Here is a 23,926-nt window from a genome sequence, read left to right as displayed (position 1 = left end):
GCCGTCAATCTACGAAGCGCAGGCCCATGCTGCCAAGCGGGCCGAACTCCACCGTGACGGCATCGCCCGGCTGGATCGCCAGCGGCACGGCGCAGGTCCCGGTGGTGACGCATTGCCCGGCACGGAGCGTGATGCCATGCCGGGAGAGTTCGTTGGCCAGCCAGGCCAGGGCGATGCGCGGATCGCCGAGGACGTTGGACCCGATCCCCTCCCGCTCGTAGCGCGGCGCCACCACGCAGCGCACGCGGTGCTGCGCCAGGTCCAGGCCGCGCCACAGCGAAGGTGCCTCCGGCCCCAGGGCGAAGCGGTGGGCGCAGGCATTGTCGGCGATCAGCTGCGGCCCGCCGGCCGCGGCGAAATCGGCGAAGCGGCTGTCCGGCACCTCGATGCCCAGGTGCAGCGCGGCGACGGCGTCCAGCACCTCGTCCCTGGCATAGGGCTCGGCGCGCGGCGGCAGGTCGCGTCCCATGCGGAAGACGAATTCCGGCTCGGCCACGCGCATGGCGTTGTCGGACAGCGTGAGGGCGCTGCCGTCCGGCACCACCATCTCCGCCAGGATGCGGCCGGCCAGCGGGCCGTCCACGCCGATATGCGCCTGGCCGGCGGCACTGGTCGCGGCGATCTTCCAGCCGAACAGCGGCGTCCTGCTGCGCGCTTCCAGGTGGGACTGGACGGCATAGCCCTCGGCCCGCGTCGCCGGGCGCAGCCCGTCCGGCAGCGCCGCGATGCGGCCGGCCGCCTGCCAGGTTTCCCAGATCAGGTCATGCGCGGCGTGCGCCGCGGTCGCGTCCTGCATCGCCCGAACCCTCAGAAGCCGCTCAGCACGATCTTGCCCACCGCCTTGCCGGTCTCGATCGCCGCATGCGCGGCGCGGAGATTGGCGGCGTTGATGGCGCCGTAGTCCCTGGTGGTGGTGGCGCGCAGCGTGCCGGCATCCACCAGGTCGGCGACCTCGCACAGGATCTCGTGCTGCCGGACCATGTCCTTGGTGCGGAACATCGGGCGGGTGAACATCGCCTCCCAGTGCACCGCCGCGCTCTTGAACTTCAGCAGGCGCAGGTCCAGCGGCTCCGGGTCGTCGATCAGGCCGATGCTGCCCTGCGGCGCCAGGATCTGCGCCATCTCCGCCCAGCGCGCGGTGTTCGTGTGGGTGGAGAAGATCCAGGGGCAGGGTCCGGCGCCCAGCGCCTTCATCTGCGGCGGCAGCGGCTGGCTGTGGTCCACCACATGATGCGCGCCGCATTGCCGCACCCAGGCGGCGCTCTCGGGGCGGGAGGCGGTGGCCACCACGGTCAGGCCGGTCAGCGCGCGGGCAAGCTGGATGGCGATGCTGGGGACGCCGCCGGCGCCGCCGATCACCAGCAGGACGTTGCCGGACGATTCGGCGCCGCGCGGGATGCGCATGCGGTCGAACAGCATCTCGTAGGCGGTCAGCGCCGTCAGCGGCAGGGACGCGGCCTGGGCATGGTCCAGGCTGCGCGGCTTGCGGCCCACGATGCGCTCATCCACCAGCTGCAGCTCGGCATTGCTGCCCGGGCGGTCCAGCACGCCGGCATAGATCACCGCATCGCCCGGGCGGAACAGCGTGCAGTCCGGCCCCACCGCCTCCACCACGCCGGATGCGTCATAGCCCAGCACCACCGGCTTCTCCGGCGAGGCGTCCATGGTCATCCGGCTCTTCATGTCGCGCGGATTGACCGACACGGCCTGGACCCGCACCAGCAGGTCATGCCCCTGCGGCAGGCCGGGATCCGGCAGGTCCAGGTCCAGCAGCGACCGCTCATCCTCGATCGGCAGCGCCTTCTGCGTGAAGCCGACGGCTCGCATCACTCCATCATCCCCTCAATCCGCGGAAGAAGGCCTGCACCTCGGCGGCCAGGGCTTCCGGCTGTTCCAGCGCGGCGAAATGCCCGCCCTTCTGCATCACCGTCCAGCGGCGGATATCGGTGTAGCTGCGCGCCGCGAGGCTGCGCGGCGGCTTCAGGATCTCGCGCGGGAACTGGCAATAGCCCATCGGCACGTCCACCGTCTTCCCGTCCGGGATCGGCCAGGGCCCGTGCATCCGGGCGTAGTAGGGCCAGAAGGATGCGCCGATGCAGCCGGTGAACCAGTAGAGCGTGATGTTCGCCAGCATCCGGTCGCGGCTGACGGCGCTCTCGATGCGGCCGTCATTGTCGGTCCAGGCGTGGAATTTCTCGGCGATCCAGGCGGCCAGGCCGGCCGGGCTGTCGGCCAGCGCCGCCGCCAGGGTCTGCGGCCGCGTGCCCTGGATCCACTGGTAGCCGGTCTCCTCCTTCAGCCAGTGCTCCATCTCGCTGCGGTAGCGCTGCTCCTCCTCCGACAGCGCCCCGGCGAATAGGGAGGCATCGCGGCGGACCGCCAGGAGGTTGATGTGGATGCCGATCAGCTTCTCGGGGTGGGTGGCGCCGAGGCAGGAGGCGGTGAAGCCGCCCCAGTCGCCGCCCTGCGCGGCGAAGCGCGGGAAGCCCAGCACCCCGGTCATCAGATGCGCCAGGCAGTCGGCGATGTCCTGGATGCCGAAGCGCTTCTGCCCCGGCGCGAAGGACAGGCCGTAGCCGGGCAGGGAGGGAGCGATGACGGTGAAGGCATCCCGCGGGTCGCCGCCGAAGGCCGCCGGGTCGGTCAGGCGCGGGATGATGTCGAGGAACTCGTAGACCGACCCGGGCCAGCCATGCATCAGCAGCAGCGGCGTCGGCGCGGGTCCCTTCCCCGGCACGTGCAGGTAATGCAGGTCGATGCCGTGCAGATGCACCTGGTATTGCGGGAAGGCGTTCAGCGCCGCCTCCTGCGCGCGCCAGTCGAACCCCTCCCGCCAGTGGCCGATCAGGTCCGAGAGGTAGTCCACGCTGGTGCCATAGGCCCAGGGCTGGCCGGCCGGGGTGGGCGCCTGGTCCGGCAGGCGGGTGCGGGCCAGGCGGGCCTTCAGGTCGGCCAGGTCGGCCTCCGCAACGGCCAGCGTGAAGGGCCGGGGCGCTTGGGTCATCGGGCGGTCCTCCTGCTTGGGCGGCAGGATGCGACGGCCGGCCGGCGCGGGGAAGCCCGGCCGGGCGGGATGGAGCGGGTGTCGCGCGGATGCGCGCGGAGGGGCGGCGCGCGGATGCGCGCGAAAGGGCGTCGCGCGGATGCGCGCGGAGGGGCTGCACGCGGATGCGCGCGGAGGGGCTGCACGCGGATGCGCGCGGAGGGGCTGCACGCGGATGCGCGCGGAGGGCCTGAGCGCGACGAGCCGGAGCGCAGGTGCATGCGGACAGGCAAGGGCGGCCGGGGCAACGATGCGCTGGCGCCACCGCTGCCGCGGATCATCCGGGCGCGGCTGCCATGGGCGGCCGGGCGCCGGCGGGTCGTCATCGGCCTGTCCCTGGACATCCGGGGGGCGGCAGCGCCAGAGTCCCGATCCATTCCGCTGCCCGTGACCCCGAGATACCCCATGCCCGAGACGCCAGACGCCCCGATCGAGATCGAGGATATCGGCAGCAACCCCGACCCGCGCCGGCCGATCGGCGAGCTGATCGCCGAACGCCTGTCCCGCCGCGGCCTGCTGGGCGTCGCCGCCGCCGCCGCCGCGGCCCTGCCGGTCATGGCGCAGGATACCGGGAACACGCCGCAGGGCGGCCCCTCCAGCCTCGGCTTCCCGGAATTGCGGCACCAGCTGTCGCAGCGCGATGCCGTGGCGGAAGGGCATGAGATCCAGCTGGTGATCCGCTGGGGCGACCCCATCCTGCCCGATGCGCCGGAGCACGACCCGCACCGCCAGAGCGCGGAGGCGCAGGCGCGGCAATTCGGCTACAACAACGACTACCTGGACTTCTTCCCGCTGCCGCAGGGCAGCCGCGCGGCGGAACGCGGCCTGCTGGTGGTGAACCATGAATACACCAACACCAACCTGATGTTCCCCGGCCTGGGCTCGGGGCGGGAGGCGCGGGCGCGCGTCAGCGCCGAGCAATGCGCGATCGAGCGCGCGGCCATGGGCCTTTCGGTGGTCGAGGTGCGCAGGCAGGATGGCCGCTGGTCCTACGTGAAGGACGGGCGCTGGAACCGCCGCATCACGGTGGAGACGCCGATGCGCCTCAGCGGCCCGGCGGCCGGGCATGCGCGGCTGCGGACCGCGGAGGATCCGGACGGCACCCGCGTGCGCGGCACGATGAACAATTGCGCCGGCGGCAACACGCCCTGGGGCACCGTCCTGACGGGCGAGGAGAATTTCAACATGTATTTCGGCGGGGAGGCCGCCGAGGCGGGCCCCCAGGCCGCCGCCTACAAGCGCTACGGCATCCAGAAGCAGCCCATCTTCGGCTGGAACCGCTACGAGCCGCGCTTCGACCTGGATGCGACGCCGAACGAGCCGAACCGCTTCGGCTGGGTGGTGGAATTCGACCCCTACGACCCGCAGAGCGTGCCGGTGAAGCGCACCGCCCTCGGTCGCTTCAAGCATGAGGGCTGCACCCATGCCGTCAGCGCCGATGGCCGCGTGGCCTTCTATTCCGGCGACGACGAGCGCTTCGAGTATGTCTACAAATTCGTCACCGCCCGGCCCTGGGACCCGGCCAACCCGGCCGCCAACCGCGACCTGCTGGACGAGGGCACGCTCTATGTCGCGCGGTTCGAGGCGAACGGGACCATGCGCTGGCTGCCCCTGGTCCATGGCCGGGGCCCGCTGACCGAGGCGAACGGCTTCGCCTCCCAGGGCGACGTGGTGATCGAGGCGCGGCGCGCCGCCGACCTGCTGGGCGCCACGCCCATGGACCGGCCGGAGGATGTGGAGACCAACCCGGCCAATGGCCGCGTCTATGTCATGCTGACCAACAACGGCAACCGGAAGGCGGAGCAGGTGAACGCCGCCAACCCGCGCGCCGCCAACATCCACGGCCATGTCCTGGAGATCGTCCCGCCCGGCGCCGGCACCGCCCGGGTGGACCATGCGGCGGAGGAGGCACGCTGGGGCATCTTCCTCGCCGCCGGCAAGCCGGGGATCGACCCCGGCACGCAGTACCACCGCGGCATCAGCAATGATGGCTGGCTGTCCTGCCCCGACAATTGCGCCTTCGACAGCAAGGGGCGGATCTGGATCGCCACCGACGGCGCCCCGATCGCCGCCGGGGTGGCGGACGGCCTCTATGCCGCCGACACCAGCGGGCCGGGCCGGGCGCTGACCCGGCTGTTCTACCAGGCGCCCACCGGGGCCGAGGTCTGCGGGCCGAAATTCACCCCGGACGACCGCACCGTCTTCCTCGCCATCCAGCATCCCGGGGAGGATGCCGGCAGCACCTTCGAACGCCCCTCCACCCGTTGGCCGGACTTCCGGGAGGGGGCGCCGCCGCGCCCCTCGGTCATCGCCATCGTCCGGCGGGATGGCGGCGCCATCGGGTAGGTCGCGACGCGGGAGGGCGTGGCCACCCGGGCGCGGGACAGCCTGGCCCCTGCCGCACCCTGCCGCTGGTCGGGGGGGCGTGAACCGCCCGCCGCCGCGATCCGCCCCGCCGGCAGGGCTTCGCCGCCCAGCCGCCTTCGGCCTGCCCGCCATCGTCGAGAGGGCCGTGCGGCGGCCCGGCCCATGCGGCCCAGCGCATGCGACAGAGGCGTGAAATTACGGATTCCTGCGGTGCCCCTCAACCTTAGGGCAAATTCATCCGTAGATTGGGCTGGCCTGACAGGTTCAGGATCAAACCATCATGCCGCGCAGCCTCACCCATCTCCGCCGCCAGCAATGTGCCGCCCTCCCCCTCCGCCACCAGGGGGACAGCGTGGAGGTGTTGCTGGTGACCAGCCGGGAGACCCGCCGCTGGGTGCTGCCCAAGGGCTGGGTGGAGGCGCGCCGCAGCGCGGCGGAGCAGGCGGCGCGGGAAGCCTTCGAGGAGGCGGGCGTGCGCGGCCAGGTCGCCGCGACGCCGATCGGCCACTACAGCTACCGCAAGCGCATGCCCGATGGCGGCGACCTGCCCTGCGAGGTGACGGTCTACCCGCTGGAGGTGGAGGTGCTGCTGGACCGCTGGCCGGAACAGGCCGAGCGCGAGCGGCGCTGGTTCACGCTGGAGGAGGCCGCCCGCCTGGTGCATGAGGGCGACCTTGGCGCGCTGATGCTGCGCCTCGCCGCCCCGTCGGCCGCGTGAGGATCGCCGTCCTGCCGCTTCCGGGCGGCGGGGCGCTGGGGATCATGGCCTGCCCGGGCCGGGATGGGCGGGACCTGGCGGCGGACCTGGCCGCCATCCGCGCCTGGGGCGCCATCCACCTGCTGAGCCTGGCCGGGCCGGCTGAACTGGCGCGCCTCGGCGTGCCCGACCTGCCGCCGGCCGCCCTGGGGGCCGGGCTGCGGCACCATGCCATGCCCATCGCCGACTATGGGGTGCCGGATGCCGCGGCCCTGGCCGCCTGGGCCGGGATCGCGCCCGGCCTGCGGGCCTGCTGGGCCGGGGGCGGGCGGGTGGCGGTGCATTGCGCCGCCGGGCTGGGCCGCAGCGGGATGGTCGCAGCCTGGGTGCTGACCGGCTTCGGCATGCCCGCGGCCGCGGCCATCGCCGCGGTGCGCGCCGCCCGCCCCGGCGCGATCGAGACCGCCGCGCAGGAGGCCTTCATCCGGGACGGCCCCCGCCCCTTCCCGGCAGGCTGAGGCGGGCGCCCGGCGCTCACTCCCCGGCGGCGTCCAGCACGTGCAGCGCGTAGGTGAAGGCGGCGCCGGCATTCAGCGCGATGGCGACGCCCAGCGCCTCGGCGATCTCCGCCTTGCTGGCGCCGGCGGTCTTCGCCTTGCGCACATGCGCATCGATGCAGCCGTCGCAGCGCGTGGTGATGGCGACGGCCAGGGCGATCAGCTCCCGCGTCTTGGCATCCAGGTGCTGCGTGGTGCTGGCCCCGCGCGACAGCGCGGAAAAGCCCTTCACCAGCTCCGGGTGCAGGCCGGACAGCTCCTTGCCCTTCTCCCGCGCCGCGGCGTTGTAGGCGTCCCAATCCTTGATGGCGCTCATCGGCGTTCCTCTCCCCTGAAACGCGAAGGGCGCGGAGGAGACCCCCGCGCCCTTCCCTGCGCCCTGCCGACGGGCAGGGCTACTCGATGGTCTCGGGCTCCTTCTCCGCCTCGCCGTCGCCTTCCTCGGGCTTCGGCAGGGCGGGCGGCGCCGCCTCGACATAGTCGAAGGCCAGCTCGCCGTCCTTCAGGTTCACCTTGACCGCGCCGCCCTTCACCAGCTTGCCGAAAAGCAGCTCCTCGGCCAGCGGCTTCTTGACGTGCTCCTGGATCACCCGGGCCAGCGGCCGCGCGCCATAGAGCGGGTCGAAGCCCTTCTCCGCCAGCCATTCCTTGGCGGCCGAGGACAGCTCGATCGTCACGTTGCGGTCGGCGAGCTGCGCCTCCAGCTGCATGACGAATTTCTCGACCACGCGGCCGACGATCTCGGGCGTGAGGCCGGAGAAGGGCACCACCGCGTCGAGGCGGTTGCGGAATTCCGGCGTGAACATGCGCTGGATCGCCTCGGTGTCCTCACCGACGCGGACCGCGCTGCCGAAGCCGATGGCCGGCTTGGCCATGTCGGCGGCACCCGCATTCGTCGTCATGATCAGGATGACGTTGCGGAAATCCACCGTCTTGCCGTTGTGGTCGGTCAGCTTCCCGTGGTCCATGACCTGCAGCAGGATGTTGTACAGGTCCTGGTGGGCCTTCTCGATCTCATCCAGCAGCAGCACGGCATGCGGGTGCTGGTCGATGGCATCCGTCAGCAGGCCGCCCTGGTCGAAGCCGACATAGCCCGGCGGCGCGCCGATCAGCCGGCTGACACTGTGCCGCTCCATGTACTCGGACATGTCGAAGCGGATCAGCTCGATGCCCAGCGTCTTGGCCAGCTGCTTCGCCACCTCGGTCTTGCCGACGCCGGTCGGGCCGCTGAACAGGTAGTTGCCGATCGGCTTCTCCGGGTCGCGCAGCCCGGCGCGGGACAGCTTGATGGCGGCCGACAGCGTCTCGATCGCCTTCTCCTGGCCGAACACCATCGACTTCAGGTCGCGCTCGAGGGTCTTGAGCGTCTCCTTGTCGTCGTTGCTGACGGTCTTTGGAGGGATGCGGGCGATCTTCGCCACGATCTCCTCCACGTCCTTCAGCGTGACGGTCTTCTTCCGCTTGTTCTCCGGCAGCAGCATGCGGGACGCGCCGACCTCGTCGATCACGTCGATCGCCTTGTCCGGCAGCTTGCGGTCATGGATGTACTTGGCGGACAGCTCGACCGCGGCGCGGATCGCCTCCGGCGTGTAGCGGACCTTGTGGTGCTTCTCGTAGTTTGTCTTCAGGCCCTGCAGGATCTTGACCGCATCCTCGAGCGTCGGCTCGTTCACGTCGATCTTCTGGAAGCGCCGGACCAGCGCCCGGTCCTTCTCGAAGTAGTTGCGGTATTCCTTGTAGGTGGTGCTGCCGATGCAGCGCAGCGTGCCCTGGGCCAGCGCCGGCTTCAGCAGGTTCGACGCGTCCATCGCGCCGCCCGAGGTCGCGCCGGCGCCGATCACCGTGTGGATCTCGTCGATGAACAGGATGGAGCCGGGCTGCTGCTCCAGCTCGTTCACCACGGCCTTCAGCCGCTCCTCGAAGTCGCCGCGGTAGCGGGTGCCGGCCAGCAGGCTGCCCATGTCGAGCGCGTAGATGGTGCTCTTGCCCAGCACCTCGGGCACGTCGCCCTCGATGATCCGCTTGGCCAGCCCCTCGGCGATCGCGGTCTTGCCGACGCCCGGGTCACCCACGTAGAGCGGGTTGTTCTTGGTGCGGCGGCAGAGGATCTGGATCGTCCGCTCGATCTCGGAGTCGCGCCCGATCAGCGGGTCGATCTTGCCCTGCTGCGCCTTCTTGTTCAGGTTGACGCAGTAGTTGGACAGGGCGTCCTGGCCGCGACCGCGGCTCGGCTTCTCCTCCTTCTCTTGCTCCTCGTTGTTGGCGGAGGAAGTCGGCGTGCCCTGCACCGGGCGGTTCTGCGCCCGGCCCGGGGCCTTGGCGATGCCGTGGGAGATGAAGTTCACCGCATCCAGCCGGGTCATGTCCTGCAGCTGCAGGAAATAGACCGCGTGGCTCTCGCGCTCGGAGAACAGGGCGACCAGGACATTGGCGCCCGTCACCTCGTCCCGGCCGGAGGACTGGACATGGATGGCGGCGCGCTGGACCACCCGCTGGAAGCCGGCGGTCGGCTTCGGGTCGCCGGCCCGCTCGGTCACCAGGCCGGCCAGGTCCTTGTCGAGGAATTCGGTGAGGTCGCGCTTCAGCTTCTCGGTATCGACGCCGCAGGCACGCAGCACGGTGGAGGCGTCGGTATCGTCGGTCAGGGCGAGCAGCAGGTGCTCCAGCGTCGCGTATTCGTGCCGGCGCTCATTGGCGAGGCCGAGGGCGCGGTGGAGCGTCTGCTCGAGGTTGCGTGACAGCATGCTAGAGACGCTCCCATACAGATCCGGCAATCCCGACATCGCCCGGGATGGCCGGGGGGTTTCCCCGGTTGAACATCTTGGCCTCGTCGCTCCCTCGGGCATCCCCCCCGTTCGGCGGGGTGGGCAGCAAGGTTGGCGGAGCTGGGCGGCCCGTATTCGCGGGGGATTGTTGCTGGGTCGCGCGCCGCGCTGGGGTCATTCCTGCGTCAACCACAGCCACGAAACGGCGGCCGGGTCATTCCTTCTCGATCGTGCACTGGAGAGGATGCTGATTCTGCCGGGCCAAGTCCATCACCTGCGTCACCTTCGTCTCGGCCACCTCATAGGTGTAGACGCCGCACACCCCCACGCCCCGCCGGTGCACGTGCAGCATGATCCGGGTCGCCTCCTCCCGGTTCTTCTGGAAGAAGCGTTCCAGCACGTGCACGACGAACTCCATGGGGGTGTAGTCGTCGTTCAGCATCAAGACCTTGTACATTGCCGGCTTCTTGGTGCGCGGGCGGGTCTTCACCACCACGCCGGTATTCGGCGTGGTGTCCCCGGGCGGGTTCCCTCCGTTCGGTCGCTTGTCCTGGTCGCTCATCGAATTTCCTGGTGGGCGGGGGCTGGCCGGGCCGGGTCCGCCAGGGGGCCGGCCCATCCCTGCCCCTCGGCGGAGGATAGTGCCGCGCGCGGCGCCAGGTGAAGTGCTACGCGCGGGGCTTCGCCGGCATATGGGCCCGGCAGCGCGGCCGCGGAAGGGCGGCGGGCAAAACGAGAAGGGCCCGGCCGGCCCGCCCCGTCCCCAGATGGGGACAGGGCGGGCCGGCCGGGCCCGGTCGCACCGCCCCGGCCTGGGGCCGGGGCGCGGGGGTCGGCCTGCGATCAGGCCGCCAGCGGCTTCGCCAGCTTCTCGACCGCCAGGGTCATGCGCTGGGAGATCGGGGCGAAGGACGCCTCGGCCAGCTTCAGCGCGGCCTCCTGCAGCTTCGCGGTCTCGGAGAAGGTCTTCTCCATGGCGGCGCGGGTGTAGGTCGCCTGGATGTCGGCGGCCTCCTTCAGGGACTTCACGGTGCCCAGCGCCTTGGCGCCGGCCACGGTGTGGTCGGCCAGGCCCTGCACCATGGCGAGGGTCTGCTTGGAGAGGTCCTGCACGCCGGCGACATAGACCTGCGTCGCCTTGGTGATCGCCTCGATGTTGCCGCGGCCGAACTCCGCCGCCTCTTCCGCCGCCTTGAACAGGCCTTCGGTCGTCTTCGCCACCTGGTCCATCGTCGTCTCCATCGTCACGCGCGCCTGCGCGGGGACTGCCTGTGTCGCATCGGCAACCGCATGCGGCGGCACCGGGCCGGCCTGCGGGCCGGCATCGGGGGTCGCCGCCGGCGGGGCGGGTTCGGGCGGCGGGGCCGCCGCGACCAGCGCGGGCGCCACATCGGCCACCGCCTCGACGGCTGTCGCCGCCGCCTCGGTCACCGGCGTCGCATCCGCCAGGGCCGGCGCCGGGGCGGGATCCGCACCGGTCACCGCCGCCTTGGCCTCGGTCACGCTGGCTGTCGCCTTGCCTTTTCGCACCGCCACGATACGCCTCGCCTCTGCGCGGCGCGGGCCGGGAAGGAGGTCCCGATGGATGCTGTCCGATCGGGCTTTCTCGGTGCGCCGTCTTGCTGCACTGCAACATCGGCTGTGTAACCTCCGCGCGACCGGCGATGCAAGCATCTTTTTGCGGTGCACAAAAATGCCGCGGCTGATCGTGGCTTCGGGCCCGTATTCCCGCCGCGCCGGGGGGGCCAGACAGGCCCCGGACCCTCAGACCGGGCGGCACTAATTCTTGCCAAGTTATTCATAGAACAAGGTTCTTGTTCCATTCCCCGTAGACATTCACTTCGGCGGCACCGTATGGTTGAGCCGATTCGCAGGCATGCCGGGGGGGCGGTGCCGCGCATCCGGGGGTTGGCCATGTCGGGGACCAGCGCATCCTTGCGCGGGAGGGTCGTGGGGGCCCTCATGCTCGCTTTCGGGATCGGGCTGGCCACACCTGCCGCCGCGCAGATCGGCAGCGAACGCTACGCCGCCATCGTGGTCGATGCCCGCACGGGCAATACCCTGATCGCCGCCAGCCCGGATGAGCGGCGCTACCCGGCCTCCCTCACCAAGATGATGACCGTCTACATGGCTTTCGAGGCCCTGCGCGACGGCCGGATCGAGCTGAACGCGCCCATCCGCGTCTCCTACGAGGCGGCGGCGATGCCGCCCTCCAAGCTCGGCCTCGTCCCCGGGATGAGCATCACGGTCGAGGAAGCCATCCTCGCCCTGGTCACCAAGTCGGCCAACGACGCCGCCGCCGCGCTCGGCGAATACATGGGCGGCGGGTCGGAAGACCGCTTCGCGCAGATGATGACGCTGCGCGCCCGCAGCCTCGGCATGCGCAACACCACCTTCCGCAACGCCTCCGGCCTGCCGGACCTCGACCAGGTCTCGACGGCGCGGGACATGGCGCTGCTGGGCCAGCGCCTGATCAAGGACTTCCCCGAGCGCTACGCCTATTTCTCCACCCCGCATTTCGTCTTCCGCGGCCGGACGCACTGGAACCACAACCGCCTGCTGCAGGAATATGACGGCGCCGACGGCATCAAGACCGGCTACGTGAACGACAGCGGCTTCAACCTGGTGGCCAGCGCGCAGCGGGACGGCGTGCGCCTGATCGCCGCCGTCTTCGGCGGCCGCACGGGGCGGGAGCGGGACCGGCACATGATGGCGCTGCTCGACCAGGGCTTCGCCAGCATGGGCGTCTCGCCGGCCCGGGACGCGCCGATGGCTCGCCGCGGCCTGCCCTCCATCATGGCCAGCGCCCAGGCGGCGCCGGTGGCGCGCGCCACCGCCCGCCCGGCGAGGGCCGTGGCCGTCGTGGCCCGCGCCGCGCCGCAACCCCGCGCCGCCCGCCGCACGGTGGAAGCCCGGACGGCGCCGCTGCGAGCGACCACCGTGAAGCAGGCCCGCGCCGCGCTGCGCGTCGAACAGGGCGATACGGGCCGCGCCGCCGCCGCGCCGGCGAAGCGCCCGGCGGTGGTGGCGACGAAGCCCCTGGCCAAGCCGATGGTGCAGCCGGCCGCCGCCAAGCTTCCCGCCAAGACCAACGGGCGCCGGTCCGGCTGACGCCGGCCCCTCTTTCCCATGCCGGGGTGCGGCCGCGCCGCGCCATTCCCCGCCGCAGTCAAGCCGCCCTCTGGCCCGCCCTCTGGCCGGCCCCGAGGCCGGTCGCGGCATCGGTGGCCCGGCCCGTCGCGGCATTCGGGACGCGGGCGGCCAGAGCGGCCTCCGCTCGCCATGGCTCACGGCAACCGCTCCGGTCGTCTGATTTCAGGAGCATCGTCACCCGATCAGCGGACTCCACCGGATCGGAATCTGCCCTAATCGTGCGAATCGACGAGCATCTCCACCCGATCAGGTGATCCCCCCCGATCGGGATCTGCTCTGGGCGTCCGCAGGCCGGCCTCAGCTCATCGCCAGGCTGACCAGCACCCGGGCGGCGATCAGCGACGACACCCGCGCATTGCTCTCGACCGTCGCGCCGGCGATGTGCGGCGTGAGGATCAGGTTCGGCACGCCGAGCAGCGGCGAGCCGGGCGGCAGCGGCTCCGTCTCGAACACGTCGAGCGCGGCGCCGCCGAGGCGCCCCGCCCGCAGCGCCGCGGCCAGCGCCGCCTCCTCCACCACCCCGCCGCGGGAGGCATTGACCAGCACCGCCCCCGCTTTCATGCGGGCCAGCCGCGCCGCGTCGATCAGCCCGCGCGTCTCCGGCGCCAGCGGCACATGCAGCGTCACCGCATCGGCGCGGGCGAGAAGCTCCTCGAGCGGGACCATCTCGGTCCGCATCTCCTCCCACATGGAATGGCTGGCCGGGATCAGCGGGTCATGCCCCAGCAGCGTCATGCGGAAGGCGCCGGCCAGCTTCGCCACCCGCCGGCCGATATCGCCGAAGCCGATGATGCCGAGCGTCTTGCCGCCCATCTCGCGGCCGCCGATCAGCCTCTCGCGCGGCCAGCCGCCGGCCGCGACCTCCGCCGTCGCGTGGAAGGTGCCGCGCAGCAGCTGGCCGATCGCCAGGATGACGTATTCGGCGACCGAATCCGCATTGGCGCCGGAGGCGGGGATGACGTCGATCTGCCGCGCCCGGCAGGCCGGCAGGTCGATGTTGTAGAGGCCGACCCCCAGCCGGCCGAGCACCCGGAGGTCGGGCGCCTGGGCCAGCAATTCGGCATCCACCCGCGTCCGGTTGCGGATGATCAGCGCCCGGGCCCCGGCCAGCGCCGCCCGCAACCCGGGCGGGTCGCGGAAGAGTTCGGGATCGTACAGGGTGGACCGGGCCGCGCGGAGGGACTCGACGGCGGAGTCCTCCATGAATTCGGTGACGACGATCTCGCCCATTCTGCGCTTGCCCCGACGCATCGGCGCGCGCCGCCGGCGCCGCCGACTCTCCCATGCCGCTTCGCATATACGCTGCTTTGGCGGGCGAACCACAGTGTTGTGTCGCCGTCGCGGCGCAACCGCCGGCATCGCGGCCGCGCCGGCGATGCCGCGACCCGTCGCCACGCGCGGCGAAGCCGACGGCCAGGCCGCCGGCAGCCGCGACCATTCGCTAGGCGCGGCGAAGCCGGCGGCTAGGCCGCCGGCAACCGCAACCGTCTCCAACGCGCGGCGAAGCCGGCGGCTAGGCCGCCGGCAGCCGCACGATGAACCTGGCCCCCAGCACCTGCCCCGCCGCGTCGCGGCGGTTCTCGGCGGCGATGCGGCCGCGCAGCCCCTCGACGATCTGGCGGCAGATCGACAGCCCCAGGCCGGAATGCTGGCCGAAGCGCTCGCCGCTCGGCCGCTCGGAATAGAAGCGCTCGAAGATGTGCTCCAGCTTGGCCTCGGGGATGCCGGGGCCCTCATCCTCCACCACCACCTCCACCAGCGAGCCGGCCGGCCGGGCGCGGACCGTCACCTTGCCGCTGCCCGGGCTGAAGGACAGGGCATTGCCCAGCAGGTTGCGGAAGACCTGCACCAGCCGCCCCTCCACCCCGCGCACCACCAGCCCCTCGGGCGGCGCCTCCAGCACCACGAGAGGGTCGTCCTCCTCCCGCGTCGCCTCGTGCAGCTCGGCCAGGGTCGAGAGGATCGGCGCCACATCCACCGGCACGGCCGCGGTGCGCGACAGCTCGGCATCGACGCGGGAACTGTCGGAGATGTCGGCGATCAGCCGGTCCATCCGCACCGCATCCTCGGCGATGATGGCCAGCAGGCGGTTGCGCTGCTCCGGGTTCTCGATCCGGCGCAGCGTCTCGATGGCGCTGCGCACGCTGGTCAGCGGGTTGCGCAGCTCATGCGCCACATCGGCGGCGAAGCGTTCATTGGTATCGATCCGGGCCCAGAGCGCGGTCGCGGCCGACTGCAGGTCGCGCGCCAGGATGCCGATCTCGTCCTCCCGCCGCAGCAGGCCGGACGGCACGCTGCCGCCCCGCCCCTCGCCCTGCCGCATGGCCGCGGCGCTGCCGGCCAGCTGCATGATCGGGCCGGCGAGCGTCCGCGCCAGGTAGAAGGACAGCGCCACGGTCAGCACCAGGGACACGGCGAAGATGCCGAGGACGCTGGCGCGGATCTCGAACAGCCGCTGGTCCACCTCCCGCGCCTCGCGCGTCAGCAGCACGATGCCGACGGACTGGTTGCCGCGCCGCGACGGCTCGGCGACGGAGACCAGCAGGCGGCCATCGGCGGTGCGGCGGATATAGGGCGTGACCCCGCCCTCCAGCGCCAGCCGCAATTCCTCCCGCCGGTCGGGGCCCAGGTTGGGCTGCCAGTCGAAGGAGGGCGCGTCGGGGTTCACGTCCACCTCCACGTCCCGCCGGCCGCCGCGCGGCAGCACCGACAGCACGCGGTCGTAGAGCCCGGCGATTGTGAGGGAGAAGGCGTCGCGCGGCTCGGGCGGCGCCAGCGGCTCCGTCACCACCGCGCCGCCGGCGCCGTCCCGCACCCGGCTGTCGGCGACCACCAGGCCGGTATTGTCGAACAGCCGCGCCTGGGTGTTGGGCGAAGGATCGACCAGCCGGCGCAGCAGCGGCCGCGCCTGTTCCGGCACCAGCACCGCGCGGTCGTCCTGCAGCCGCGTCGCCGCCTCGGCGATCGCGCCGGCATAGATGCGGGCCTGGGTGCGCATGGCCTCCACCTCGGCGGCCAGCAGCCCGTTCTGGTACTGGTCGAGGTAGAGCATGGCGGCCGCCAGCAGCGCCGGCGGCAGGACGTTCAGCAGCAGGATCCGCCGCAGCAGCGGGGAGACCCAGCGGCGGCGGGGCGGGGCGGTGACGGCGGGCGGGTCGGGCGGCAGGCCGACATCGGGCATGGTGGGGTCTCGCGGGCCCGGCGGCTTAGCACGGAACCGGCGGCCCGCGCGCGCCGCCCGTGCGGCACGGCCGGGAAACGCCCGGAGGGTGAGACCGCCACGCCCGCAGGGCGGCATCACCGCGCCCACGGGGCCAAATCAGCGCGCCCGCAGGGCTATATCAGCGCGCCCGCGGGGCGCGACGCCGCCGCGCGCGCTCAGGCCGGCGGCGGCAGCCCGGCCTGCTTCAGCATGACGCCGAGGCGGGCGAGCATGTCCTGCACCGCCCCATCCTCCGTCGCATGGCGGGCGAGCGGCGACTTGCCGCCGCGCTCGGAATAATAGACCAGCCAGCCTCGGGCATCCTGCTCGATGCCCAGGCACTCGCCGAAGCCCAGCCGGCCGCCGGTGACGTAGAATTCCTCGGGCACGCCACGGCGGCGCAGCAGGGCGACCATCTCGGCCACGGTCATTTCCGGCTCAGCACTCCACTCGCCAGCAGCGCCTGGACATTGTCCGCCGTCTTGAACTGCGTGCCGCCGCCCGGCGCGCCGAACCAGGCGGCGATGGTGCAGCGTTCCGCCTCCAGCGGCGTCCGCACGACATACACCGCATAGGGCATGGCGGACTGCACATAAGGCAGTGCGCGCGCCTCCCAGCTCACGCCCGGGGTGGCGAAGAAGCGGCCGAATTCGCTGCCGAAGCGGTCGATCTCGGTGCCGGGCGGCAGCGTCACCCGCAGCGCCGGATCGGCGCAGCCGTCATTCGGCGGCCAGCGCAGCTCGCCATTCGGCAGCTTCCAGTCCGGCCCGAGATCGGGGTTGAGGTTGGACTGGGCAACGGCGCCGGCCGCCAGCCCGATGGCGAGCAGGCCAGCCAGCAGCAGCCGGCCGAGACGTCGGGTCATGGCGATCCTCCGAAGGGCCGCCCCGGCCCTGAAGGACGCTAGCCAGCCGCCATCCTTGCTTCAAGCTTTCGTGAGGATGGATCAGGAATGCCGCCGCTGCGCGATGCGCCGGCGCACAGCCCGGCGCCGGGCGCGGCTCAATGCGTGGTGGTGTTGCCCGCGCCGCGCTCGAGCATGGCCTGGAGCAGTTGCATCTCCTCCGGCGTCAGCTCGGCCAGGGCCGCGCGGATGGCATCGGCATCCGGGGCCGTCGCCGCCGGGACGACCGGCGGCGCCGCGGCCTCCTCGTCCGCCGGGGGGTCGTCCGGCATCCGCCTCAGCTTTCCTTGTAGCGGTAGCCGATGCCGTACAGCGTCTCGATCTGCGCGAAGTCGTTGTCGGCCTGGCGGAACTTCTTGCGCACCCGCTTCACATGCGAATCGATGGTCCGGTCGTCCACATAGATGTTCTCGCCGTAGGCGGCATCGATCAGCTGGTCGCGGTTCTTCACCATGCCCGGCCGCAAGGCGAGCGCCTTCACCAGCAGGAACTCGGTCACCGTCAGCTGGATGTCGTGCCCCTTCCAGGTGCAGGTGTGCTTGGTCTCGTCCAACACCAGGTCGCCGCGGACGATGACGCCGCCGGCCGGCGTGCCGCTGCCCTCGTTCCGGCTGGCCTCGTTGCGGCGCAGCAGGGCGCGGATGCGCTCCAGCAGCAGGCGCTGGCTGAAGGGCTTGGTGATGTAGTCGTCGGCGCCGAGGCGGAGGCCCATCAGCTCGTCCACCTCCTCATCCTTGGAGGTCAGGAACACCACCGGCATGGCGCTGCGCTGGCGCAGGCGCTGCAGCAGCTCCATCCCGTCCATCCGCGGCATCTTGATGTCCAGCACGGCAAGGTCGGCCGGGCGGGCCAGCAGGCCCTGCAGCGCGCTTTCCCCGTCCGTATAGGTGCGGACCTGGAACCCTTCCTGTTCCAGCGTCATGGACACGCTGGTGAGGATGTTGCGGTCGTCGTCCACCAGGGCGATCGTGGCAGGCATGCGTTGCTCTCCACCGGGCGAACCCGGTCCTCCAGGCGCTGGGGTTGCCCCCATATTGGTGCAGCATTGTGGCACAACCCGGACGGGAGCGTGATGGTGACCGACAACCCCGGCTTCGAGGCGCGCAGGCTGATCCGCGCCGCCGCCTCGGCGACCCTGGCAACCCAGGCGGGCGGGCAGCCCTTCGCCAGCCTGGTCACCCCGGCCACGGCGCCGGACCTGGCCCCGCTGCTGCTGCTCTCCTCCCTGTCGGAGCATACGCGGCAGTTGCAGGCGGAACCGCGCTGCGCCCTTCTGGTCCAGGGCCTGCCCCCCCTGCTGTCGCCCGCGGCGGACGCCCCCGCCGGCCAGGGCCCGGCCGGGCCGCGGGAGGCGAATCCGCAGACCGCGCCGCGCGTGACCCTGACCGGCCTGGCGGAGCGGGTGCCGGAGGCGGAGGTGCCCGCCCTCAAGGCGCGCTTCCTGGCGAAGCATCCCTATGCCGCGCTCTATGCCGATTTCGGCGACTTCGCCCTGTGGCGGATCGCGCCCGGGGGGGCGCTGCTGGTCGGCGGCTTCGCCCGCGCCGTCCGGCTGCGCCTGGCCGACCTGCTGCCGCCGCCGGACGCCGTGGCGGCGGTGGCGGCCGCCGAGGCCCGCATCTGCGCCCATATGAACGAGGACCATGCCGATGCCGTGGCGGCGATCGCCACCCGGCTGCTGGGCGGGCCGCCCGGCGCCTGGCGGATGGTGGCGGTGGACCCGGACGGCGCCGATGTCGCACTGGATGAGACGGTCCTGCGGCTTAATTTTAATGCCCCCGCCGCATCGGCGGAGGCCATCCGCGCGGAGTTGATTCGCGCCAGTCGCGACGCAGGCGCAAGCTAAGGGCTTGATGGTCCTGGTACTGCGGTCCGATCCGGTTGCATTGACCGGGTTAACCCCGTCGCCGTAATTTAGCCTTTGAGACACCAAACACTGCGGCCAGCGCGCGGCGCCACAACCGATGGCTGCGGCGCCGACTGCCCTGGAGGAGAGTGAATGAGCCTGGCCGACATCGCCCTCGCCGGCACGGGGGTGACCACCGGGTCCACCGTGCATGCCAACCTGACGGCCCCAGGCCTGGTGGACCACGCCCTGCGCCGCGGCGAGGGGCGGCTTTCGGCCGACGGCGCCTTCATGGCGGTCACCGGCATCCATACCGGCCGGTCCGTGCAGGACAAGTTCGTGGTCGACGACCCGGCGGTGCATGACCAGGTCTGGTGGGGCAAGGTGAACCGGCCGATGCCGGTGGCGAAGTTCCGCGGCCTGGCGGACAAGGTGCGGTCCTGGCTCGGCGCCCGCCCGGTGCTCTTCACCCAGGACCTCTATGCCGGCGCCGACCCGGCGCACCGCATCAAGGTCCGGCTTGTCACCACCAATGCCTGGCATGCGCTGTTCGCCCGGAACATGTTCATCCGGCCGCCGCGGGCGGAACTCGAGGGCTTCGTGCCCGACTTCACCATCCTGCACGCCCCGGAATACGAGGCCGACCCGGCCGCCGATGGCTGCCGGACCAGCACCTGCATCGCGCTGTCCTTCGCCGCCAAGACCATCCTGATCGCCGGCACCTCCTATGCCGGCGAGATCAAGAAGAGCATCTTCACGGTCATGAACTGGCTGCTGCCGGAGCGCGGCGTGCTGCCGATGCATTGCAGCGCCAATGCCGGGCCGGCCGGCGACACCGCGCTGTTCTTCGGCCTGTCGGGCACCGGCAAGACCACCCTGTCCTCCGACCCGGAGCGCAGCCTGATCGGCGACGACGAGCATGGCTGGTCGGACACCGGCGTCTTCAACTTCGAAGGCGGCTGCTACGCCAAGGTCATCAAGCTGAGCCGCGAGGCCGAGCCGCAGATCTGGGACGCCTCCCACCGCTTCGGCGCGGTGCTGGAGAATGTGGTCGGCGACGAGCACGGCATCCTCGACCTCGACGACAACAAGCTCACCGAGAACACGCGGTCCTGCTACCCGCTGGACTTCATCCCGAACACCGTCGCGGGCGGCGTCGCCGGCAAGCCGGAGAACGTCGTCATGCTGACGGCCGACGCCTTCGGCGTGCTGCCGCCGATCAGCAAGCTGACCCCGGCGCAGGCGATGTACCACTTCCTGTCGGGCTACACCGCCCGGGTGGCGGGGACCGAGAAGGGGCTGGGCAAGGAGCCGCAGGCGACCTTCTCCACCTGCTTCGGCGCCCCCTTCCTGCCGCGCCACCCCGAGGTCTACGGCAAGATGCTGGCCGAGCGGATCGCCCGCGACGGCGCCGATTGCTGGCTGGTGAACACCGGCTGGACCGGCGGCGCCTACGGCACCGGCAAGCGCATGAGCATCCAGCACACCCGCGCCCTGCTGCGGGCGGCGCTGGACGGGTCGCTGGCGAAGGTGGAGTTCGTCCGCGACCCCTTCTTCGGCCTGCTGATGCCGAAATCCGTCCCCGGCATCCCGGCCGAGGTGCTGAACCCGCGGGAGTCCTGGGCCGACAAGGCGGCCTATGACGCCACCGCGCAGAAGCTGGTTCGGCTGTTCGAGGAGAATTTCGAGACCTTCGCCGGGGCGGTGACCGAGGACGTGAAGGCGGCGGCCATCCGCGCCGCGGCGTAACGCTGTGGCGGCCGCCGCGGCGGCCGCCTATCCTGCCGGCATGATCGAAGCCTGGGTCCGCGACATGCCATGTGCCGCCCCGCCGGGGCTGCTCCCCCGCGGCGGCGGTGCCCGCCCCGCTTCCCCCCGCCGCCAGGCCGCCGCCTGATGCCGGATGGCGGGATGGGCCCCGGGCGGCGCGGCGGCGGCGGGCAGCCGCCGCCGACCAACGTGCTCGGCGGGCCGCTGCTGCCCTGCTCGGTCGCGCCGGTGACCGGCTTCTTCCGCGATGGCTGCTGCAACACCGGGCCGGACGACCTCGGCCTGCATGTGGTCTGCGCCGAGATGACGGCGGAGTTCCTCGCCTTCTCCAAGGCGCGCGGCAACGACCTCTCCACGCCCCGGCCGGAATACGGCTTCGCCGGCCTCAGGCCCGGCGACCGCTGGTGCCTCTGCGCCGCGCGGTGGGAGGAGGCGCGCTCCGCCGGCCTCGCGCCGCCGGTGCTGCTGGAGGCGACGCATATCGCCGCCCTCGAGGTCTGCAGCCTGGAACAGCTGAAGGCGCATGCGGTCGAAGGCTGACCGGGCGGCCACGACTGAGAGCGGCTTACGCGTTCCGAAGAACGCGCAGGCCGCTCTATCCTATTGATCGAAGAGCGGATTCACGCGTCCGGGCGTTCACGCCCTCGCGCGACCCGCTGTAGAGCATCTTCGCCCGATCAGGTGGAATAACCTGATCGGGCGAAGATGCTCGTAGCCTCAAGAATCGAGAGCGGTTGCCGTGAGCCATCGCGAACGGAAACCGCTCTAGCCCGGCCGGATTGCGGCGGCGCCACGCGCCGGGACGGGGCCGCCGGCCGGCGATCCTCGCCGGGGATGGCGGAGCCCCCGGGGCGGCGGTCAGCCGACCGAGATATGCGCCTCCCGCACCACCCGTCCCCATTTCTCCCGCTCCGCCCGGATGAAGCCGATGAATTCCTCGGGCGTGCTGGCCGCCGGATCGGCGCCGGCCTGCGCCATGCGCTGGCGGACCTGGGGCTGGGCGATCGCCTCCGCCACCGCGGCGTGCAGCGCCTCCACCACCGCGGCCGGCGTTCGGGCCGGCAGCACGATGCCGCCCCAGGAACTCGCCTGCGCGCCGGGCAGCCCGGCTTCCGCCACCGTCGGCACCTCGGGCAGCAGCGGGTGGCGGCTGGCGCCGGTCACCGCCAGGGCGCGGATGCGGCCGTCGCGGATCTGGCCGATGGAGCTGGCGATCTGGTCCACCATCAGCTGGATGTTGCCGGCGACCAGGTCGTTCATCGCCGGGCCGCTGCCGCGATAGGGCACGTGCAGCAGGTCGATCCCGGCGGTCAGGCGGAACAGCTCGGTCGCCGCATGGGTGGTGGTGCCGGCGCCGGAGGAGGCATAGGCCACCTTTCCCGGCTGCGCCTTCGCCAGGGCGACGAAATCCGCCAGGCTCCGGGCCGCCAGCCCGCCGGTCACGGTGATGACCAGGTCGGTGCTGAAGGCCAGCGAGACCGGGGCGAAGTCCCGCGCCGGGTCGAAGGGCATCTGCGGGTAGAGATGCGGCGCGATGGCCAGCAGGCCGGTGGTGGCCATCAGCGCCACATGGCCGTCGGGCGGCGCCTTCGCAACCGCATCGGCGCCGACCAGCCCGCCGGATCCGCTGCGGTTCTCCACCACCACCGGCTGGCCGAGGGTCTGGCCCATGCGCTCCGCCAGGATGCGCGCCGCGACATCGGTGGAGCCGCCGGCGGCGAAGGGCACGATCAGGCGCACCGGCTGGTCCGGCCAGGCCGGGCGTCGCTGCGCCGCTGCGCGGCCGACCGCCAGCACCGACGCGCCGGCCGCCAGCCCCAGGCTCCGCCGTGAGAGTCTCATGATTGCGCCTTCCTTCGCCCGACATGGACAGCACAGCCCGGCATGTCCAAAACTGACGCATAAGACCGCAGGCTGAGGGAGCCGCGCAAGCCGGCGCGAGTTCTTGTGGCGATTGGCGGAACTACAGCTCAACCGAGGCGGGATGCACCGGAATGACTGCGACAGGCAGGCGGGCGACGGGGCGACAGGGGGCGGCTGCCAGGGCTGCCCGCGCCCTGCCGCGGACCGGATCGCCGCGGCGGACGGGGGGCGGGTTCGGGCCGGTGGCGGCGGGCCTGCTGGCCGGCCTGCTCCTGCCCGGGCCGGCCGGCGCCTGGCCCCGCCTGCCTGACATGCCCCGGGCCGCGGCGCCGGTCGTGCCGGCCCAGGCCCAGCCCCAGTCGCAGATCCCCATCCAGGCCCAGGCCCAGCCGCCGGGGACGGCGCCGCCCGCCTCCGCCCTGCCTTCCCTGGTGCTGCCGCCGGCGGCGACGGCAGAGCCGCCGATCTTCGCCTCCCTCATGCGCATGGGCGATGCCGCCATGGTCCGCGGCGACATCACCCGCGCCCGGGCGATGTATGAACGGGCGGCCGCCACCGTTCCGGACTCCGCTGCGGCGGCAATCGCCGCCGGCAAGACCTACGACCCCAACATCCTGCCGCTGTTCGGCGCGCCGCCCGGCCTGGCGGACGCGGCCAGGGCCCGGGGCTGGTACGAGCGGGCGCGGGCGCTGGGCGACCGCGCGGCCGACGGCCTCCTCGCCACCCTGCGCTGACCGCCCGCCCCGACAGAGGAGGAGCCGATCCATGGACCGCCGCGCCCTGCTTGCCGCCCTTGCCGCCGGCCTGGCCCTGCCGCGCCTTGCCGCCGCGCAGGCCCCCGCCACCCCGCCGAATTCCTATGCGGAGGCGAATTCGAACGTCCTCGGCGTCATCGCCGGCGGGCTGGACGGGACCTATACCCGCTTCGCCGCCGACCTTGCCGCGGTACTCGACGGCGTGGACGGGCTGCGCCTGCTGCCCATCATCGGCAAGGGGTCGCTGCAGAACCTGTCGGACCTGCTGTACCTGCGCGGGGTGGACCTGGCGATCGTGCAGTCGGACGTGCTGGCCGCGGCGGCGCAGCAGCGCGTCTTCCCGCGCATGGAGCAGCAGGTGCAGTACGTCACCAAGCTGTATGACGAGGAGGTGCATGTCTTCGCCGGGCCGGGGATCGCCACGCTGGCGGATCTCGGCGGCAAGCTGGTGAGCATGGACAACCGCGGATCCGGCACGGCGATGACCGCGACGCTGGTCTTCGCCCGCCTCGGCATTCCCATCCAGCCGGTCTACGAGGCGACGGTGGACGCGACCGAGAAGCTGCGGCGCGGCGAGATCGCGGCCATGGTGCGCGTCACCGGCAAGCCGGCGCGCTTCACCACGCCGCTGCCGGAAGGGGCGCGGCTGCTGCCGATCCCGCTGAACGAGGGCCTGCTGGAGACCTACCTGCCGGCGAGCTTCAGCGCGACGGACTATCCCGGCCTGGTGCCGGCGGGCGCGACGGTGGAGACCATCGCGGTCGGCGCCGTGCTGGCCGCTTACAACCACACCCAGCCCGAGCGGCGCGACCGGCTGCTGCGCTTCTCCCGCGCGCTGGCGCTGAAATTCGAGAATTTCATGCGCCCGCCGAGGCACCCGAAATGGCGGGAGGTGAACCTGACGGCCGGGGTGCCGGGCTGGACGCGCTTCGGCGCCGAGCCGCCGCGGCCGGCCGGGCCGCGCCGCCGGCGCGCGGCGGAGGATGCGCCGGCCTGACCAGGGC

23 protein-coding genes are annotated in these 23,926 nt (G+C 72.1%); 9 read left to right on the top strand and 14 right to left on the bottom strand.

Annotation, left to right across the window (positions count from 1 at the left end; genetic code table 11):
- Positions 1-4 precede the first annotated feature (4 nt).
- The 3 genes from E2C05_RS08825 to E2C05_RS08815 are packed head-to-tail and all read right to left on the bottom strand — an operon-like array spanning position 5 to position 3,004.
- The gene (locus tag E2C05_RS08825) at positions 5-796 is read right to left on the bottom strand and encodes a 2-keto-4-pentenoate hydratase (protein WP_133219246.1); all 792 of its coding nucleotides are present in this window, start codon (positions 794-796) and stop codon (positions 5-7) included.
- An 11-nt stretch (positions 797-807) separates the two neighbouring features.
- A complete protein-coding gene (locus E2C05_RS08820) occupies positions 808-1,827 on the bottom strand; it encodes a zinc-binding alcohol dehydrogenase family protein (protein ID WP_133219245.1) in 1,020 nt (339 codons plus the stop codon).
- A 7-nt stretch (positions 1,828-1,834) separates the two neighbouring features.
- Entirely contained in the window at positions 1,835-3,004 is a 1,170-nt protein-coding gene (locus E2C05_RS08815) for an epoxide hydrolase family protein (RefSeq protein WP_133219244.1), read from the bottom strand.
- 444 nt (positions 3,005-3,448) lie between these two features.
- Here E2C05_RS08815 and E2C05_RS08810 point away from each other — a divergent pair, with 444 nt between their 5' ends.
- The 3 genes from E2C05_RS08810 to E2C05_RS08800 all read left to right on the top strand — a co-directional run bounded on the left by E2C05_RS08810 (position 3,449) and on the right by E2C05_RS08800 (position 6,625).
- Complete coding sequence (locus E2C05_RS08810; RefSeq protein WP_133219243.1) at positions 3,449-5,389, top strand: PhoX family protein; 1,941 nt, start codon at positions 3,449-3,451, stop codon at positions 5,387-5,389.
- Between the two features lie 301 nt (positions 5,390-5,690).
- Positions 5,691-6,128 (top strand): NUDIX hydrolase, encoded by a 438-nt coding sequence (locus tag E2C05_RS08805; protein ID WP_133219242.1) that lies wholly within the window; start codon positions 5,691-5,693, stop codon positions 6,126-6,128.
- Positions 6,125-6,625, top strand: a complete 501-nt coding sequence (locus E2C05_RS08800) for a phosphatase domain-containing protein (protein WP_133219241.1) — start codon at positions 6,125-6,127, stop codon at positions 6,623-6,625. The genes E2C05_RS08805 and E2C05_RS08800 overlap by 4 nt, the downstream gene beginning before the upstream one ends.
- 16 nt (positions 6,626-6,641) lie before the next feature.
- On the opposite strand, the gene E2C05_RS08795 is transcribed toward E2C05_RS08800, so the two are convergent.
- From E2C05_RS08795 to E2C05_RS34595, 4 genes are all read right to left on the bottom strand, one after another.
- Positions 6,642-6,971, bottom strand: coding sequence for a carboxymuconolactone decarboxylase family protein (locus tag E2C05_RS08795; protein ID WP_275670495.1), 330 nt, complete (start codon positions 6,969-6,971; stop codon positions 6,642-6,644).
- A gap of 88 nt (positions 6,972-7,059) precedes the next feature.
- Positions 7,060-9,408: an ATP-dependent Clp protease ATP-binding subunit ClpA gene (gene clpA / locus E2C05_RS08790; protein ID WP_133219239.1), complete on the bottom strand. Its 2,349-nt coding sequence runs from the start codon at positions 9,406-9,408 to the stop codon at positions 7,060-7,062.
- A 235-nt stretch (positions 9,409-9,643) separates the two neighbouring features.
- Positions 9,644-9,991, bottom strand: a complete 348-nt coding sequence (clpS, locus tag E2C05_RS08785) for an ATP-dependent Clp protease adapter ClpS (protein WP_133219238.1) — start codon at positions 9,989-9,991, stop codon at positions 9,644-9,646.
- Positions 9,992-10,272: 281 nt separating this feature from the next.
- Complete coding sequence (locus E2C05_RS34595) at positions 10,273-10,932, bottom strand: phasin family protein (RefSeq protein ID WP_240046663.1); 660 nt, start codon at positions 10,930-10,932, stop codon at positions 10,273-10,275.
- A 459-nt stretch (positions 10,933-11,391) separates the two neighbouring features.
- On the opposite strand from E2C05_RS34595, the gene E2C05_RS08775 reads away from it, so the two are divergent.
- A complete protein-coding gene (locus tag E2C05_RS08775; RefSeq protein ID WP_240046661.1) occupies positions 11,392-12,540 on the top strand; it encodes a D-alanyl-D-alanine carboxypeptidase family protein in 1,149 nt (382 codons plus the stop codon).
- Positions 12,541-12,879: 339 nt separating this feature from the next.
- On the opposite strand, the gene E2C05_RS08770 is transcribed toward E2C05_RS08775, so the two are convergent.
- The 6 genes from E2C05_RS08770 to E2C05_RS08750 form a co-directional block, all read right to left on the bottom strand.
- Positions 12,880-13,812 carry an NAD(P)-dependent oxidoreductase gene (locus E2C05_RS08770; protein WP_133219236.1) on the bottom strand — a complete coding sequence of 311 codons (933 nt, stop codon included), beginning with the start codon at positions 13,810-13,812 and terminating at the stop codon, positions 12,880-12,882.
- 283 nt (positions 13,813-14,095) lie between these two features.
- Complete coding sequence (locus tag E2C05_RS08765) at positions 14,096-15,763, bottom strand: stimulus-sensing domain-containing protein (protein ID WP_133219235.1); 1,668 nt, start codon at positions 15,761-15,763, stop codon at positions 14,096-14,098.
- A 197-nt stretch (positions 15,764-15,960) separates the two neighbouring features.
- The gene (locus tag E2C05_RS08760; protein ID WP_205082763.1) at positions 15,961-16,215 is read right to left on the bottom strand and encodes a hypothetical protein; all 255 of its coding nucleotides are present in this window, start codon (positions 16,213-16,215) and stop codon (positions 15,961-15,963) included.
- Positions 16,212-16,649, bottom strand: coding sequence for a TNT domain-containing protein (locus E2C05_RS08755; RefSeq protein ID WP_133219233.1), 438 nt, complete (start codon positions 16,647-16,649; stop codon positions 16,212-16,214). Before E2C05_RS08755 ends, E2C05_RS08760 begins: the two co-directional genes overlap by 4 nt.
- A gap of 137 nt (positions 16,650-16,786) precedes the next feature.
- Positions 16,787-16,960 carry a hypothetical protein gene (locus E2C05_RS32895; RefSeq protein WP_158292025.1) on the bottom strand — a complete coding sequence of 58 codons (174 nt, stop codon included), beginning with the start codon at positions 16,958-16,960 and terminating at the stop codon, positions 16,787-16,789.
- Between the two features lie 5 nt (positions 16,961-16,965).
- Complete coding sequence (locus E2C05_RS08750; RefSeq protein ID WP_133219232.1) at positions 16,966-17,667, bottom strand: response regulator transcription factor; 702 nt, start codon at positions 17,665-17,667, stop codon at positions 16,966-16,968.
- Between the two features lie 96 nt (positions 17,668-17,763).
- Here E2C05_RS08750 and E2C05_RS08745 point away from each other — a divergent pair, with 96 nt between their 5' ends.
- The 3 genes from E2C05_RS08745 (at position 17,764) to E2C05_RS08735 (ending at position 20,844) form a co-directional block, all read left to right on the top strand.
- Positions 17,764-18,534 carry a HugZ family pyridoxamine 5'-phosphate oxidase gene (locus E2C05_RS08745; protein ID WP_240046660.1) on the top strand — a complete coding sequence of 257 codons (771 nt, stop codon included), beginning with the start codon at positions 17,764-17,766 and terminating at the stop codon, positions 18,532-18,534.
- 153 nt (positions 18,535-18,687) lie between these two features.
- Complete coding sequence (locus tag E2C05_RS08740) at positions 18,688-20,283, top strand: phosphoenolpyruvate carboxykinase (RefSeq protein ID WP_133219230.1); 1,596 nt, start codon at positions 18,688-18,690, stop codon at positions 20,281-20,283.
- Between the two features lie 147 nt (positions 20,284-20,430).
- Positions 20,431-20,844, top strand: a complete 414-nt coding sequence (locus E2C05_RS08735; protein WP_240046657.1) for a DUF2237 family protein — start codon at positions 20,431-20,433, stop codon at positions 20,842-20,844.
- 318 nt (positions 20,845-21,162) lie between these two features.
- On the opposite strand, the gene E2C05_RS08730 is transcribed toward E2C05_RS08735, so the two are convergent.
- Complete coding sequence (locus tag E2C05_RS08730) at positions 21,163-22,146, bottom strand: Bug family tripartite tricarboxylate transporter substrate binding protein (RefSeq protein WP_133219229.1); 984 nt, start codon at positions 22,144-22,146, stop codon at positions 21,163-21,165.
- A gap of 332 nt (positions 22,147-22,478) precedes the next feature.
- Here E2C05_RS08730 and E2C05_RS08725 point away from each other — a divergent pair, with 332 nt between their 5' ends.
- Entirely contained in the window at positions 22,479-22,901 is a 423-nt protein-coding gene (locus tag E2C05_RS08725) for a hypothetical protein (protein WP_133219228.1), read from the top strand.
- 31 nt (positions 22,902-22,932) lie between these two features.
- Complete coding sequence (locus tag E2C05_RS08720; RefSeq protein WP_133219227.1) at positions 22,933-23,919, top strand: TAXI family TRAP transporter solute-binding subunit; 987 nt, start codon at positions 22,933-22,935, stop codon at positions 23,917-23,919.
- Positions 23,920-23,926: the final 7 nt, after the last annotated feature.

This window comes from Paracraurococcus ruber (assembly GCF_004353985.1).
Classification (GTDB): domain Bacteria; phylum Pseudomonadota; class Alphaproteobacteria; order Acetobacterales; family Acetobacteraceae; genus Paracraurococcus; species Paracraurococcus ruber.
Note: the sequence above shows the minus strand (reverse complement) of the source record. Positions and strands in the feature narration are given on the sequence as shown.

What these genes read in the sequence shown, in the direction of transcription:
- E2C05_RS08750 (WP_133219232.1), bottom strand. Translation starts at nt 17,667, where the DNA reads ATGCCTGCCACGATCGCCCTGGTGGACGACGACCGCAACATCCTCACC.
- E2C05_RS08810 (WP_133219243.1), top strand. Translation starts at nt 3,449, where the DNA reads ATGCCCGAGACGCCAGACGCCCCGATCGAGATCGAGGATATCGGCAGC.
- E2C05_RS08765 (WP_133219235.1), bottom strand. Translation starts at nt 15,763, where the DNA reads ATGCCCGATGTCGGCCTGCCGCCCGACCCGCCCGCCGTCACCGCCCCG.
- E2C05_RS08755 (WP_133219233.1), bottom strand. Translation starts at nt 16,649, where the DNA reads ATGACCCGACGTCTCGGCCGGCTGCTGCTGGCTGGCCTGCTCGCCATC.
- E2C05_RS08825 (WP_133219246.1), bottom strand. Translation starts at nt 796, where the DNA reads ATGCAGGACGCGACCGCGGCGCACGCCGCGCATGACCTGATCTGGGAA.
- E2C05_RS08760 (WP_205082763.1), bottom strand. Translation starts at nt 16,215, where the DNA reads ATGACCGTGGCCGAGATGGTCGCCCTGCTGCGCCGCCGTGGCGTGCCC.
- E2C05_RS08730 (WP_133219229.1), bottom strand. Translation starts at nt 22,146, where the DNA reads ATGAGACTCTCACGGCGGAGCCTGGGGCTGGCGGCCGGCGCGTCGGTG.
- E2C05_RS32895 (WP_158292025.1), bottom strand. Translation starts at nt 16,960, where the DNA reads ATGCCGGACGACCCCCCGGCGGACGAGGAGGCCGCGGCGCCGCCGGTC.
- E2C05_RS08815 (WP_133219244.1), bottom strand. Translation starts at nt 3,004, where the DNA reads ATGACCCAAGCGCCCCGGCCCTTCACGCTGGCCGTTGCGGAGGCCGAC.
- E2C05_RS08735 (WP_240046657.1), top strand. Translation starts at nt 20,431, where the DNA reads ATGCCGGATGGCGGGATGGGCCCCGGGCGGCGCGGCGGCGGCGGGCAG.
- E2C05_RS08820 (WP_133219245.1), bottom strand. Translation starts at nt 1,827, where the DNA reads ATGCGAGCCGTCGGCTTCACGCAGAAGGCGCTGCCGATCGAGGATGAG.
- clpS (WP_133219238.1), bottom strand. Translation starts at nt 9,991, where the DNA reads ATGAGCGACCAGGACAAGCGACCGAACGGAGGGAACCCGCCCGGGGAC.
- E2C05_RS08720 (WP_133219227.1), top strand. Translation starts at nt 22,933, where the DNA reads ATGGACCGCCGCGCCCTGCTTGCCGCCCTTGCCGCCGGCCTGGCCCTG.
- E2C05_RS08740 (WP_133219230.1), top strand. Translation starts at nt 18,688, where the DNA reads ATGAGCCTGGCCGACATCGCCCTCGCCGGCACGGGGGTGACCACCGGG.
- E2C05_RS08770 (WP_133219236.1), bottom strand. Translation starts at nt 13,812, where the DNA reads ATGGGCGAGATCGTCGTCACCGAATTCATGGAGGACTCCGCCGTCGAG.
- clpA (WP_133219239.1), bottom strand. Translation starts at nt 9,408, where the DNA reads ATGCTGTCACGCAACCTCGAGCAGACGCTCCACCGCGCCCTCGGCCTC.
- E2C05_RS08725 (WP_133219228.1), top strand. Translation starts at nt 22,479, where the DNA reads ATGCCCCGGGCCGCGGCGCCGGTCGTGCCGGCCCAGGCCCAGCCCCAG.
- E2C05_RS08775 (WP_240046661.1), top strand. Translation starts at nt 11,392, where the DNA reads ATGCTCGCTTTCGGGATCGGGCTGGCCACACCTGCCGCCGCGCAGATC.
- E2C05_RS08805 (WP_133219242.1), top strand. Translation starts at nt 5,691, where the DNA reads ATGCCGCGCAGCCTCACCCATCTCCGCCGCCAGCAATGTGCCGCCCTC.